The following is a 14,752-nucleotide window of genomic DNA, read 5'->3' as shown; positions in this document are numbered from 1 at the left end:
CTATGAAAACATTTTATGCACCAGCGTCAATGGGTAATTTTTGTGTTGGCTTTGATGCCCTTGGCGCCGCACTCCAGCCTATTGATGGCAGTTTACTGGGTGATCAGGTCAGCGTTGAAGCCGCAGAGCGTGATACGTTCAACTGTATTGGTCCATATGCTGAAAAGCTCTCCGCTGATCCTAAAGACAATTTAGCGTTTCAGTGTTTACAGCACTTCAAACAGCATGTGGCACCCAACATGCCGGCGGTTGCCATGACCTTGTATAAAGGCCTTCCTGTTGGTTCAGGTCTAGGCTCTAGCGCTTGCTCTGTGGTTGCCGCTTTTGCTGCACTCAATGATTTTGCCAATACGCAATTAAGCCAAGAGGCGCTTATTGAATTAATGGCCGACTTTGAAGCTAAGGTCAGTGGTGGTCGTCACTACGACAACATCACGCCCTGCTACCTTGGTGGGCTACAACTGACAGCAGACTGCATTCCAAGTAAAGCAATCAGCGTTGCGCATGATGAAAGCTGGTTTTATGTTATTGCATATCCTGGCTTTGCCTTGAATACAGCGAAAGCAAGGCAAGCACTACCACAGCAGTTTTCTTTGCATGATACGGTGGAGTTTGCCCAGCGACTGTCGGGCTTTTGTTTATTGATGCAGTCAGGTCAATTTGACAAAGCACTGTCGATGATGAAAGACAGCATTGCCGAGGAAGCGAGAGCGCCACTCATTGCTGGCTTTAACGAAGCAAAAGACGCGCTACCAGCCCTAGGTGCCGAGCTGGTGAGTATTTCAGGGGCAGGGCCCACACTATTTGCTATTTGTAAGTCTGAGCAACAGGCAAATGCAGTGCAGCAATGGTTGCAACAAAATTACATTAACGAAGCGGGTTTTAGCCATATTTGCCGATTAGATGCGCTTGGCACAAGAGAATTAAAGGATCAAAAGTAATGAAATTAGTGAATTTAAAAGACGAGCAGCAGGTTGTTTCATTTGTTGAAGCGGTAAAAATTGGTTTAGGTCGTAACCAAGGAGTTTTTTTTCCTCCTACATTTGAGCGTATTGCAGATGTTGATGCACTACTTGAATTACCTTTTGCAGAGCGTAGTGCCAAGGTATTACATCACCTTATTGGTGATGAACTACCACAAGATACCCTCGATGCGATGGTAAAGCGCGCCTTTAATTTCCCTGCTAAATTAGTCGAAGTTGCTAAAAATCAGCATTGTTTAGAGCTTTTTCATGGGCCAACATTGGCGTTTAAAGACTTTGGCGGCCGCTTTATGGCGGAATGCATTAGTATGTTTAATCAAGGTGAGCGCGTGACTATCCTCACCGCAACAAGTGGTGACACGGGCGCCGCCGTTGCCCATGCATTTTACGAAAAGGAAAATGTCGATGTTGTGATCCTTTATCCTCATGGCAAAATTTCGCTTGCCCAACAAAAGCTGTTTACAACACTTGGGAAAAACATTCATTGTTATGCTGTAGATGGCAGCTTTGATGACTGCCAAGCGATGGTAAAGTCAGCATTCCTTGATGACGAAGTAAAGCAAAAGCTTGGTCTTAATTCGGCAAACTCCATCAACATCAGCCGTTTAGTGGCGCAAGTGTGTTATTACTTTGAAGCGCTAGCACAATTACCTAAATCTCAGCGTGATAAAGTGCATGTTTCAGTGCCAAGTGGTAACTTCGGTAATGTCTGTGCAGCAATGATTGCGGCAGCGATTGGATTACCTATTGCCAAGTTAAGTGCCACGACAAACCAAAATGATACTGTGCCCCGTTACATAGCCTCGGGTGAGTGGCAACCAAACGACACTTTGGAGTCACTCTCTAATGCGATGGACGTGAGTAAACCTAATAACTGGCCTCGTGTTGAAATCATGCTAGAAAGAGGGGATTTTAACAAACATGACTTTTATTCACGTTCGGTGACGGAAGCGCGAACTCAGACAGTAATGCAAGAATTACATGATAAAGGTTACTTGGCTGAGCCGCACACTGCGATAGCCTACGAGGGATTAGCACTGGACTCTCAAGCGGATGAAACCGGAATTTTCCTTGCCACTGCGCATCCTGCGAAGTTTAAGGAATCTGTAGAAGGTGTTTTAAATCAGCAGCTTGATATGCCGAAACCGTTGGCCGATGCATTGCAAAAACCATGTTTGGCAGAGCCGCTTAGTGCAGATTATGATGCTTTGAAGGCAGCAATGTTAGCAAAACTCAACTAAATCAGAGTGCCTATCTGAGTGGGTAGAACGCCCACTCAGATAAGGTCAATTTTAAGACTATATTAGCTTTTCAAATACAACTTAGGTTGTCTTATTTAAAATATTAATGTTTAAATAAAAAAATATCATCGCGATAGGGGTGTGAAATAAATTCAATCCCTGCTTAAATATGTCCATGCTGATTTCATAGGCAAACTGGTTATCTTGTGATGCTAGATTGTCTTTAAAAATACCCTTACGTTTACCTAGGAGAAACCATGTTAGAACGTAACATGAATATTGCAGATTTTGACCCAGAACTATTTGCAGCGATTGAAGCAGAAACTTCACGTCAAGAAGAGCACATCGAGCTTATCGCTTCTGAGAACTACTGTAGCCCACGTGTACTTGAAGCGCAGGGTTCTCAGCTAACAAACAAGTATGCTGAAGGTTACCCTGGTAAGCGTTACTATGGCGGTTGTGAGCACGTTGACGTGGTTGAGCAACTAGCCATTGATCGTGCAAACGAGCTATTTGGTTCTACTTATGCAAACGTTCAGCCTCACGCTGGTTCACAAGCAAACTCAGCGGTATTCCAAGCGCTACTTCAGCCACATGACACTGTACTTGGTATGAGCCTTGCTCACGGTGGTCACTTAACGCACGGTTCACACGTAAACTTTTCTGGTAAAACGTACAACGCAATTCAATACGGCCTAAATGAAGAGACTGGTGAGATCGATTACGCACAAGTTGAAGCGTTAGCACTTGAGCACAAACCAAAAATGATCATCGGTGGTTTCTCAGCGTACTCAGGTATCGTTGATTGGGCTAAGTTCCGTGAAATCGCTGACAAAGTAGGTGCTTACCTACTTGTTGATATGGCGCATGTTGCAGGTTTAGTTGCCGCTGGTATTTATCCAAGCCCTGTGCCTCATGCACACGTTGTAACAACAACAACGCACAAAACGCTAGCGGGTCCTCGTGGTGGTCTTATCATCTCTGCTTGTGATGATGAAGAAATCTACAAAAAGCTAAACTCTGCCGTATTCCCTGGTGGCCAAGGTGGTCCTCTATGTCACGTTATCGCTGCAAAAGCGGTTGCGTTCAAAGAAGCACTACAGCCAGAGTTCAAGTCATACCAAGAGCAAGTGGTTAAAAATGCACAAGCTATGGTTGCGGTACTTCAGGAGCGTGGTTACAAAGTGGTTTCTGGCAAAACTGAAAACCACCTGTTCCTACTTGACCTGATTGATAAAGACATCACAGGTAAAGATGCAGATGCTGCGCTTGGCCGTGCAAACATCACAGTAAACAAAAACTCTGTACCAAACGATCCACGTTCACCGTTCGTTACTTCTGGTCTGCGTATCGGTTCTCCTGCAATCACTCGTCGTGGCTTCAAAGAAGCTGAGTCGAAAGAGCTTGCTGGCTGGATCTGTGACGTACTAGACAACATCAATGATGAGTCTGTACAGGCACAAGTGAAAGAAAAAGTAAAAGCAATTTGCGCTAAATTACCTGTTTACGCATAATTTCGCTCACAAAAAAGCAGTTTTTTGTTATGATTAAGGCCGCATTCAAGCGGCCTTTTTTGTTTTTGAGTCAACGAGAGCGTCTATGCATTGTCCATTTTGTACAGCCAAAGATACCAAAGTGATAGATTCACGTTTGGTTGCTTCCGGCCACCAAGTCCGTCGCCGTCGTGAGTGTATTTTATGCCACGAACGCTTTACTACCTTCGAGGGCGCAGAGCTCTTAATGCCGCGCGTGATAAAGCAAGATGGTACCAGAGAGCCTTTCAATGAAGATAAGTTACTCAATGGCATGCACCGAGCGCTGGAAAAGCGTCCCGTCAGCACTGAACAAATTGAAGAAGTAGTACACCAAATTAAATCTCAAATTCGTGGTACTGGTGAACGCGAAGTACCAAGCGACATGATTGGCGAATGTATTATGGAAGCCCTCAAAAAGCTCGATAAAGTGGCTTATGTGCGATTTGCTTCGGTATATCGCTCTTTCGAAGATATTCGTGAGTTTGGTGAAGAAATTGCGAGGTTGGGGGATTGAGCCAGTTCACATCGCAAGACCATGATTTCATGAGCCGTGCCATCACGCTTGCAAAGCGCGGTAAATACACCACAACACCTAATCCAAACGTCGGCTGTGTGATCGTAAAAGACGGTGAAATCGTCGGCGAAGGCGCGCACTTAAAAGCAGGTGAAGGCCATGCTGAAGTGCATGCGCTTAAGCAAGCTGGAGCTAAAGCCGCTGGTGCAACTGCCTATGTAACGCTTGAGCCATGTAGTCACTATGGCAGAACGCCGCCGTGTGCTAAAGGTCTGATTGACGCAGGCGTCAGCAGAGTGGTCGCAGCCATGGTTGATCCCAACCCACAAGTTGCAGGGCGCGGATTGGCAATGTTAGAGGCCGCGGGAATTGCAACGGCTTTTGGTTTGTTAGAGCCACAAGCAAGGGCACTGAATACCGGATTCTTGAAGCGAATGGAGTATGGGTTGCCGTTCGTGACTTGTAAGCTTGCCGCTTCTGTTGATGGGAAAACCGCATTAAACAATGGCCAGAGCAAGTGGATAACCTCAGCTGCAGCACGCTTAGACGTACAGCGTCACCGCGCGCAAAGTTGCGTGGTCTTGACCGGAGCCGATACGGTTATGGTAGACAACGCCAGACTCAATGTTCGTGAGGAGTTTTTGCAAGACACCGATTATCCTCAATCTGAGCTACGCCAGCCGATACGTGCGATTATTGACTCACAAAATCGTCTGACACCAGATCTTGCGCTATTTACAATTGCATCTCCAGTGATTATTTTCCGCCGTACTATTGATAATTCAGTGCAATGGCCTCATTTCGTAGAGCAAATTGTCGTGCCTGAAATCAACGGTAAGCTCGACCTAAAAGCCGTGCTCAACAAGTTGGCTGAAAAGCACTGTAATTATGTTTGGCTAGAGGCCGGTGCCACCCTTGCGGGGGTAATGCATGAACAAGGGCTAATCGATGAATATATCATCTATTTGGCACCGAAAATAATTGGCGCTGGAAAAGGGCTGTTTAACACCACACCACTGAGTGCCATGTCGCAAATACCTGAGTTAGTGTTTGGCGACGTTTGCCAAGTGGGGCCTGATCTCAAACTTATCGCGACTAAAGAGAAGTAAAATGTTTACAGGTATTATCGAAGCAACAGGAACATTAACTCAATTGCAGCTCAAGGGCGGCGATTTAATTGTTCGTGTGACCACGACATCTCTTGATATGAGCGATGTAAACTTGGGTGATAGTATTGCCACGAACGGGGTTTGCCTGACCGTAACTGAGAAGTTTCATGATGGCTTCAAAGCCGATGTTTCTAACGAAACCTTAAGTTTGACGCGTTTTGCCGAGTACCAACAAGGCCAAAAGGTAAATCTTGAAAAGGCACTGCAGCCGATTTCACGCCTAGGCGGTCATTTGGTGTCAGGCCATGTGGATGGTATTGCTGAAGTGGTTGAGATAACCGCTAATGCCAGAGCGACTGACTATTGGTTAGCCGCGCCGTCATCGCTAATGAAGTATATTCCGTATAAAGGTTCGGTTGCCATTGATGGTATCAGTTTGACGGTCAATGCCGTGGAACAAAACCGCTTTAAATTGACCATAGTGCCACACACGGCGCAAGAAACGACGATTGCAGGTTTTCAAGTCGGGTCAAAACTAAACCTAGAGGTTGACCAAATCGCCCGCTACCTCGAAAGACTAATTCAGGGTGAGCCAAGCGCTGCCAGCGAGTCCACTCTCACAACCAGTCTATTGGCGAAAGCTGGCTTTATAAAGTAGCCACAGACAAAGTAAAAATGGGAAAACTATGAGTTTAAATAGTGCTGAGGAAATCATCGCGGACATTAAAGCCGGTAAAATGGTTATTTTGATGGACGATGAAGACCGAGAAAATGAAGGTGATCTGATCATTGCAGCAGAGCACATTACACCAGATGCAATTAATTTCATGGCAACATATGGTCGCGGGTTAATCTGTTTGACCATGACACAGGAGCGCTGTGAGCAGCTGAACTTGCCACTAATGGTGAAAACCAATGGCGCTCAGTTCTCTACCAACTTTACTTTGTCTATTGAAGCTGCGAAAGGCGTAACGACGGGGATTTCAGCGGCAGATCGTGCTCGTACAGTGCAAGCTGCAGTTGCCAAAGGTGCAGTGCCTGAAGATATTGTGCAACCTGGTCATATCTTCCCAATTATGGCGCAACCAGGCGGCGTTTTAACGCGTGCAGGTCATACTGAAGCGGGATGTGATTTAGCACGTTTGGCGGGGTTGGAACCTGCATCTGTGATTGTTGAAATTCTAAATCCAGACGGCACTATGGCACGTCGCCCACAACTAGAAGTATTCGCAAAAGAACACGATATTAAAATCGGCACCATTGCTGATTTAATTGAGTATCGTAACTTAAACGAAACCACTATCGAAAAAGTAGCAGAGTGTAAACTGCCTACTGAGTTTGGTGAGTTTAACCTAGTGACGTACAAAGACACCATTGATAATCAACTTCACTATGCGATGGTAAAAGGCGAGATCAAATCGGAAGAAGCCAATTTAGTACGTGTGCATCTGCAAAGCACGTTTAACGATATCCTCCATTCAGATCGCAGCGCGGATAGAAGCTGGACACTGGAAAGTGCCATGAAGCACATCGCCGACAACGAAGGCGTATTAGTCATTCTTGGTAAGCAAGAACGCAGCGAAGAGATGGAAGCGCTGGTTAAGGCATTTGCTGCGGAAGATGCGGGTGAACAGGTGAACTACCGTAAATTCCAAGGTACTTCGCGTACCGTAGGTGTGGGGTCGCAAATTTTGGCTGATTTAGGCATTCAGAAAATGCGCCTAATGAGTCTACCTAAAAAATATCATGCACTGTCTGGTTTCCACTTAGAAGTGGTTGAATACGTCGAACCAAAATAATTCCAAAATGCCAAATTGATCGCAATCGCCTATATTCAGATAGTAGGCGATTGCCACATTACTGTGCTATCATGCGCCTCAATTTGGCAATTGCTCATACAGATTAGGAACATCTAATGAAAGTAATCGAAGGTAATAAATACGCTCCTGGCAAAAAATTTGCCATTGTCATTTCACGTTTTAACGATTTTATCGGTAGCAGCTTACTTGAAGGCGCTGTAGATGAATTAAAACGTACCGGTGGTGTTAGCGATGAAGACATCACGGTTGTATATGTACCCGGAGCGGTTGAACTACCACTAGCAGCAAAACGCGTTGCGATGAAAAAAGAGCACGACGCGATTATTGCGCTAGGTGTGATTATTCGTGGTGGTACACCACACTTCGATTTAGTTGCTAACGAGTCTAACAAAGGCTTAGCTAGCGTTTCATTAGATTATGATATCCCTGTCGCTTTTGGTGTACTTACTACTGAAAGCATTGAGCAAGCTATCGAGCGCGCGGGCACTAAAATGGGCAACAAAGGGGGAGAAGCCGCCCTTGGAGCTCTAGAAATGGTGAACGTGCTAGAGCAAATTTAAGAGGAATCTCAGTGAAACCAGCAGCTAGACGCAAAGCACGTGTACTTGCTTTACAAGCTATTTATTCTTGGCAGCTAAGTGGTAACCCAATTGCCGATATCGAACAGCAAATGCTGATCGAAAACGACGTAACGAAAGTCGATGTAGAATACTTCAAAGACTTAGCGCGTGGTGTTGTTGTTAACCAAAAGCAGCTAGACGAAGCAATTCGTCCGCATTTAGCTCGTCCACTTGAAGAATTGGATATGGTTGAGCTTGCCGTGTTACGTGTTAGTGCTTATGAGCTTAAATTCCGTGAAGATGTGCCATACAAAGTGGCTATCAACGAAGGTATTGAGTTAGCGAAAATGTTTGGCGCTGAAGAGAGCCACAAATTCGTTAACGGTGTACTAGACAAAGCGGTTAAGTTTATTCGCAAATAAGCTTTACTATAGGAATAGCCGGCCTTGGCCGGCTTTTTTGTGTATGAAAGAATTTGAGCTAATCAATCACTACTTTAAAGGCCGTGGCATTACTCGCCGAGATGTAGAGCTTGGGATCGGTGATGACTGCGCCTTGGTTTCAGTTCCTGCTGGCAATCAACTTGCGGTAACTACGGATACGCTAGTTGCGGGTGTGCACTTTTTTGAAGATATTCCACCTCGAGCACTAGGCCATCGGGTTATCGCTGTGAATCTTAGCGACTTAGCTGCTATGGGTGCAGAACCTACTTGGGTGTCACTTGGTTTAACGCTACCTAAGGCTGACTTGGAGTGGTTAGAAGCCTTCACTGAGGGCATGCATGAAATTGCTGAGTACTATAACGTACAAGTAATAGGTGGCGATACAACGCAAGGTCCATTGACTATCACTGTATGTGCAAAAGGTATTGTACCAACTGGTAAAGCACTCAAGCGCTCAGGAGCGCGGGTGGGTGATTGGATTTATGTAACAGGTCCACTTGGTGACGCAGGGCTTGCTATTGAAGCGCGAAAACAGGGCTGGACACTTGAGCCAAAACATTACAAAGCGGCGCTTGAAAAGTTTAACTACCCAGCACCAAGGGTTGCTGCGGGCCAAGTTCTTAGGGGTCTTGCTACCTCTGCAATTGATATCTCAGACGGTCTACTCGCGGATCTTAAGCATATTTTACGTAGCTCGTTAGTTGGCGCTAAGATAAACGCCGATAAAGTTCCTCAGTCTGATGCGCTGCGCTCAAGCCTTGATGAAGATGCACGCATGCGGCTCGCGCTCGGTTTTGGCGATGACTACGAGTTACTCTTCACGGTCAATGATAATAACAAAAATGCCGTGGAAACCAGATTGAAGCAATATGGTGTTGAGCCAGTTTGTATTGGCCAAATTACGGCTAATAATGGCGAAATTCAATTGCTCAAAAAAGGTCAACCTTACCAGCTCACAGGGTTTGGTTTTGAGCATTTTAGCTAGGAGTTGGTTTGGCTAAGCAGTATGTATTTAATTTAAAGAAGCCGCATCAATTCTTTGCACTCGGGTTTGGTCTTGGTTTAGCGAAAAAAGCACCTGGTACTTTTGGCACCTTCGCCGCATTACCGTTTATTTTTGCAACCCAAGGCGCACCAATTTGGCTGCAATGTCTGGTTGCGATTGTCATGACGTTATTTGGGATCTGGGTGTGTGGTAAAACAGCAGACGATGTTAATGTTCATGACCACCCAGCCATTGTCTGGGATGAAGTGGCAGGTTTTTATATTACCATGATAGGGGCGGCGCTTAGCTGGCAGTCATTAATCGTTGGCTTTATTTTGTTCCGCTTTTTCGATATTTTGAAACCGGGTCCGATAAGATGGCTCGATAAACGTTTGCATGGTGGCTCGGGGATTATGCTAGATGATGTATTAGCTGGCATTTTTTCATTGATTTGCGTGCAAGCTTTGTTTAAAACTGGCATTTTAGTCTAACTGTGCTGATGTGATGGAATCGAGATGACAAGGCTATTGTTTTTCATTTTCACTTTGCTGCTACCAATTACGAGTTTTGCGGCGATAGATGATTACGTAGTTAAACAGTGGAATATCCAAAGTGGGTTACCGTCACAAAGCGTTAAGAGTGTCGTTCAAGACAATCAAGGCTACATTTGGCTCGGAACTCAGTTTGGCTTAAGTCGGTTTGATGGTCATCAATTCCAAAACTTCAACACCCAAAATACCGAATTCTTAAATAGCAATGCCATTAATAAATTGGTGGTGGATCGATTTGGCATGCTCTGGGTTGGCACGCGTCGAGGATTGTTAAGACTCAATCCCCAAACCTTAGAAGCTCGGCGTTTCGATCTGCAGGGGCCTGTACGAGATATCTTGCAAGATGAAGATGGCGGGATCTGGATTGCTGCGAATGGTCTGTATTATGTTTCTGCGAAAAAGCTGACGTTAGCCGCCAATAACATCGAACAAAGTACGTTAGATGTTACCCAAATCAATCAAATTGTAGGTTCCGTGACTAAAATGGCGTTGGTGCCTGATGGTATTTGGCTAGTGAATGAACGTCACCTACTTAAAATCAGTGAATCAAGCAATCGCAACGGTGATGGCGTTAGGCTTGAGCTGGCGAGTAAGGTTTCACTACCTGAGCAGTTAGCGCAAACCATTATACATGACTTAGCTTGGGTCGATGGTAAGTTGTTCTTAGCATCAGAGTTGGGTGCGTATTTTCTAGATATTGACGAAGTACTACGCCGTTATCAAGATGCGGGTAACAATGCCGTATATAAGTTTCTAAATGATAAGGAAGGCGGGCTATGGGTCTCTACTTATGGTCGGCTGTTATATCGACAGAATAACGGTGTTTGGCAAGCTGTCGAGCCAATTCAGTTGGATCAAAGTATCTGGTTTGCAGATATCTTTATGGACAAAGATAATAATATCTGGCTTGCCAGTTTAAATGAAGGCTTGTGGCTGGCCCACTCAGGAAAAGTGGAGCGGCATCATATTGGTCCTAGAGTAAACCAAGCAATTTCAGCCATCACACAGGGGCCCTCTGGTCAGTTATGGGTCGCTAGTCGTGAGGGGCTTGGCATTATGGGATTGAATGATAGTTATCAACCCGTGCTAACTAGTGCGCAGTTAAATCGTTCCGTGATACACGACTTGGAGTTTATTGGCGAAAAACTCATTCTTGGGACAGACCGTGGTGCACTTATCTACGAAAATGGCACACTACAAAAATTAACTGAGCGAGAGCTCAGACAGAATCCAGTCTTTTCATTAAGCCCTTCAAACCGAGGGGGAATGTGGTTTGGTACAGGGAGAGGTTTGTATCGTCTTGATTACAAGGGGATAACGCCATTTGCCTACAACGCTTTTCTTGGTAGTCAATTTGTTACTTTTGTTGAGGATTTTCCGAGATATGGTTTTATCGGTACTAACAAAGGTGCGTATCGCTACAATGATAAAGGCATCGAAAAAATAGGCTCGCAAACTTCGTTAGATACAGCTTATATCACCAGCATATTACACTTAGATACCGTAACGACTTTGGTGGGTTCACTCAATGACGGATTATTCTATCGTACCTCAGATGGTGATTGGTATCAGCTTGATGCTTCAAATGGATTGCCTTACGGATCGATATTTTCTTTGCATTATGACAAGAGCAATCAGCTCATCTGGGTGAGCACAATGAAAGGGGTATATCGCATGCCCGTTGCGCAATTTGGTCACGTTATAGAGAGTTTGCAAGTTGAACAAGTAATAAGCCCATTCGATAGGCAGCTTGATGGCAGACCAAGCCAATGTTGTTCAGGCCTTGGGCATGATGCCGTGGTTGAAACTGAGTCAGCTATTTTTTACCCCAGCTTACAAGGCGTTGTTGAGATCCCTAAAAATGTCCAGCTTTTTGGCGGTGGGGATTTATTGCCAAGGCTAGAGTCATTGTCTACCCACGATAGAGTATTTAGTACAGAATCATTAAATCAAGTGATCCAGCTTGAAACATCGGAACGCGATTTAACTATCAATTATACAGCCATTGATTTTTATGCGCCTCATAGCATTGAGTTTAGATACAAACTAAATGGCCATGATACACAATGGCGGGATGCACAATCACGGCGTGAAGCCATTTACACCAATTTGCCTCCAGGCAACTTTACCTTTGTGTTAGAAGCTAAGCGTCAAGGACAAGATTGGGAAAAGGCTAAAGTGCTAAGCTTATCAATTGTACTACCTCGGCGCTTCGACGAAACGATTTACTTTAGATTGTTTATTACTTGTGCATTTATCTTTATGTTCTATCTGATTTTTTGGGTGTTTAGAGCACAAGAAAGAAGAAAGCAGGCCGCATTAGAGGCGTTAGTTGCAGAGCGTACAACGGAGCTTAGAAAGGCAAATGAAAAGCTAAATCAAGTTAATACACAACTTAAGCTGGTTAGTCATTCCGATGAGCTGACAGGCTTGCGAAGTCGTCGCTTTTTGTTTGATCAACTTCCTAAAGATGTTGAGCACTACCAGCGCAATGCTCAATCACTACAAGCCCAAAATAAGAGCCTAGTGCTCATGATCATGAATATCGATGACTTTAGTAAGATTAACGATTCTTATGGTCCTATTGGTGGCGACAGTTGCTTACAACAGTTAGCGACACTTTTAAATACCCGTACTCAAGGTTCAGACTATGTTGTTAGATGGAGTGGGGATGAATTCTTATTGTTATTGCGTGATTTCAGTCGAGATGACATTGAAGAGTATGTTAGTGATTTATGTAAAGCCATTGCTGAGACGGACTATCGACTTCCTAATGGAAAAACCACTAAGCTGACAGTTTCTATGGGGTGGTCTTATTACCCTCTACCACTACTCGGTGGCAAAGTGATTGGTTGGGAATCATCAGTGAATTTGGCTGATATTGCGCTGCATCAAGTTAAACAACGCGGTGGGGATGGTGCTGCAACAATTACTTTTGATGATCAGTTAGATGCTTTTGAGTTTGAACAAAGTGCGAATATAGAGTCTCAATTACAGTTATTACAAAGTAACGGGCTTGCTGAAATCAGTGTATGGATGAGGTAAAACTCATAGCAAAAAGGCTTCCAAATGGAAGCCTTTTTTAGGTTGAATGCAGACTCACGCAAGCCAAGCCTTAATTTGTTGACTGATGCCTTCGCTGTTTAAGCCCAGCTCGGCATGGATCTCAGTTTGTGAACCATGCTTAATAAACTCGTCAGGTAGACCAAGAAGTTTAATTGGTTTTTGATGGCCTTGAGCAATTAAATACTCGCTTACTGCGGAGCCTGCGCCACCGGCAATAGCATTATCTTCAAGTGTGACGAAGCGCTCGTGAGTTACAACCAACTCTTCGATAAGGGCGCAGTCTAAGGGTTTGACAAAACGCATATCTACAAGTGTGGCATTTAGCTCTTCGGCTACGGCTTGAGCGTTTTCAAGCAATGTACCAAAGCTTAAAATAGCCAGCTTTTCACCTTCTCTTACTACCTTGCCCTTACCAACTTCTATTGCGGTCATTTCCGTATCAATCTCGGCGCTTCCCGCACTACCTCTGGGGTATCTCACTGCTGCTGGCCTATCTAGGCGATGACCTGTGTAGAGCATTTGGCGGCACTCATTAAGGTCGCTTGGTGCCATGATCACCATATTCGGGATACAGCGCAAGAAACTTAAGTCGTATGCGCCTTGGTGCGTCTCACCATCCGCACCAACGACACCGGCACGGTCAATAGCGAACAACACTGGCAGATTTTGTAGTGCGACATCATGAATGAGTTGGTCGTATGCGCGTTGTAAGAAGCTAGAATAGATTGCAACCACTGGGTTGAGGTCTTCACAAGCAAAACCCGCTGCCAGTGTCACAGCATGTTGCTCAGCAATGGCAACATCAAAATATTGAGCAGGGTACTCTTTAGAAAAGCGTACCATGCCCGAGCCTTCACGCATTGCTGGTGTGATTGCCATGAGCTTATTATCTTGTGCAGCCATATCGCAAAGCCAATCTCCAAACACCTTTGAAAAGGTTGGTGCACTAGGTTTTGATTTGGGTAAGCTATGGACGCTTGGATCGAACTTAGGCACGGCATGATAACCAATAGGATCTGCTTCTGCAGGTTTATAACCTTTCCCTTTTTGGGTTTTAACGTGTAATAGTTGAGGGCCTTTTAGGTTACGCATATTACGCAGCGTATCTACCAAAGTATCTACGTTATGTCCGTCAATTGGGCCAATATAGTTAAAGCCTAGCTCTTCAAAGAAAGTACCAGGGATTATCATCCCCTTTAAATGCTCTTCCATACGGCCTGCAAGCTCTTTAACCGGCGGCACACCAGACAGCAGTTTTTTGCTGCCTTCTCGAATATTGGTGTAAAAGCTACCAGAGAGGATCTTCGCGAAATGATTGGTGAGTGCGCCAACGTTTTCAGAGATAGACATTTCGTTGTCGTTTAGGATCACTAACATATCTGGATTGATGTCGCCTGCGTGATTCATGGCTTCAAACGCCATGCCCGCGGTCATTGCACCATCACCAATAACGGCGACGGTCTTACGTCCAATCCCTTCTTTTTCAGCCGCGATAGCCATACCAAGTGCCGCTGATATAGAAGTGCTTGAGTGGCCAACACTAAACGTATCGTATTCGCTTTCTTCTCTATAAGGGAAAGGATGCAGGCCATCTTTCTGGCGGATCGTATGCATCCTATCTCTTCTACCTGTAAGTAGTTTGTGCGGATAGGCTTGATGACCTACATCCCAAACGAGCCTATCGCTTGGTGTGTTATACACATAGTGTAAAGCTACAGTAAGCTCTACAGTGCCTAAACCAGATGCAAAGTGACCGCTGCTTTGAGAGACTGAGTTCAGCAAATACTCGCGAAGCTCATCACTAAAGGCGGTTAACTTGTGCTGGGGTAATTGACGGAGTTGACTTGGCTCGTCAATTAACGCGAGTAAGGGATACTTGCTACTATCAAGTTTCATGGTATTTATCAGAGTCCTAAGTGAATCTCAGCGCAATTACTCACGTGGT

13 protein-coding genes are annotated in these 14,752 nt (G+C 44.9%); 12 read left to right on the top strand and 1 reads right to left on the bottom strand.

Annotated elements, in window-relative coordinates; genetic code table 11:
• Positions 1–2 precede the first annotated feature (2 nt).
• The 12 genes from thrB to PNC201_RS13405 all read left to right on the top strand — a co-directional run bounded on the left by thrB (position 3) and on the right by PNC201_RS13405 (position 12,786).
• A complete protein-coding gene (thrB, locus tag PNC201_RS13460) occupies positions 3–941 on the top strand; it encodes a homoserine kinase (protein ID WP_010606129.1) in 939 nt (312 codons plus the stop codon).
• Complete coding sequence (gene thrC / locus PNC201_RS13455; RefSeq protein WP_102057349.1) at positions 941–2,224, top strand: threonine synthase; 1,284 nt, start codon at positions 941–943, stop codon at positions 2,222–2,224. The genes thrB and thrC overlap by 1 nt, the downstream gene beginning before the upstream one ends.
• 257 nt (positions 2,225–2,481) lie before the next feature.
• Complete coding sequence (glyA, locus tag PNC201_RS13450) at positions 2,482–3,738, top strand: serine hydroxymethyltransferase (RefSeq protein ID WP_102057348.1); 1,257 nt, start codon at positions 2,482–2,484, stop codon at positions 3,736–3,738.
• Positions 3,739–3,823: 85 nt separating this feature from the next.
• Entirely contained in the window at positions 3,824–4,273 is a 450-nt protein-coding gene (gene nrdR / locus PNC201_RS13445) for a transcriptional regulator NrdR (protein WP_010372109.1), read from the top strand.
• Complete coding sequence (ribD, locus tag PNC201_RS13440; protein WP_102057347.1) at positions 4,270–5,382, top strand: bifunctional diaminohydroxyphosphoribosylaminopyrimidine deaminase/5-amino-6-(5-phosphoribosylamino)uracil reductase RibD; 1,113 nt, start codon at positions 4,270–4,272, stop codon at positions 5,380–5,382. Before nrdR ends, ribD begins: the two co-directional genes overlap by 4 nt.
• 1 nt (position 5,383) lies before the next feature.
• Positions 5,384–6,040, top strand: coding sequence for a riboflavin synthase (locus PNC201_RS13435; protein WP_010372102.1), 657 nt, complete (start codon positions 5,384–5,386; stop codon positions 6,038–6,040).
• A gap of 28 nt (positions 6,041–6,068) precedes the next feature.
• The gene (ribBA, locus tag PNC201_RS13430; protein ID WP_102057346.1) at positions 6,069–7,181 is read left to right on the top strand and encodes a bifunctional 3,4-dihydroxy-2-butanone-4-phosphate synthase/GTP cyclohydrolase II; all 1,113 of its coding nucleotides are present in this window, start codon (positions 6,069–6,071) and stop codon (positions 7,179–7,181) included.
• A 116-nt stretch (positions 7,182–7,297) separates the two neighbouring features.
• Complete coding sequence (gene ribH, locus PNC201_RS13425; protein ID WP_010372096.1) at positions 7,298–7,762, top strand: 6,7-dimethyl-8-ribityllumazine synthase; 465 nt, start codon at positions 7,298–7,300, stop codon at positions 7,760–7,762.
• 11 nt (positions 7,763–7,773) lie between these two features.
• A complete protein-coding gene (gene nusB / locus PNC201_RS13420; protein ID WP_010372094.1) occupies positions 7,774–8,184 on the top strand; it encodes a transcription antitermination factor NusB in 411 nt (136 codons plus the stop codon).
• Positions 8,185–8,227: 43 nt separating this feature from the next.
• The gene (thiL, locus tag PNC201_RS13415) at positions 8,228–9,190 is read left to right on the top strand and encodes a thiamine-phosphate kinase (RefSeq protein ID WP_102057345.1); all 963 of its coding nucleotides are present in this window, start codon (positions 8,228–8,230) and stop codon (positions 9,188–9,190) included.
• A gap of 8 nt (positions 9,191–9,198) precedes the next feature.
• A complete protein-coding gene (locus tag PNC201_RS13410; protein ID WP_010606135.1) occupies positions 9,199–9,681 on the top strand; it encodes a phosphatidylglycerophosphatase A family protein in 483 nt (160 codons plus the stop codon).
• A gap of 24 nt (positions 9,682–9,705) precedes the next feature.
• Positions 9,706–12,786: a ligand-binding sensor domain-containing diguanylate cyclase gene (locus PNC201_RS13405; protein WP_010606136.1), complete on the top strand. Its 3,081-nt coding sequence runs from the start codon at positions 9,706–9,708 to the stop codon at positions 12,784–12,786.
• Positions 12,787–12,840: 54 nt separating this feature from the next.
• Here PNC201_RS13405 and dxs read toward each other — a convergent pair whose 3' ends face one another.
• Complete coding sequence (gene dxs / locus PNC201_RS13400) at positions 12,841–14,703, bottom strand: 1-deoxy-D-xylulose-5-phosphate synthase (RefSeq protein ID WP_102057344.1); 1,863 nt, start codon at positions 14,701–14,703, stop codon at positions 12,841–12,843.
• Positions 14,704–14,752 lie beyond the last annotated feature (49 nt).

Origin of the sequence: Pseudoalteromonas sp. NC201 (assembly GCF_002850255.1) — a bacterium.
Taxonomy (GTDB): domain Bacteria; phylum Pseudomonadota; class Gammaproteobacteria; order Enterobacterales; family Alteromonadaceae; genus Pseudoalteromonas.
Note: the sequence above shows the minus strand (reverse complement) of the source record. Positions and strands in the feature narration are given on the sequence as shown.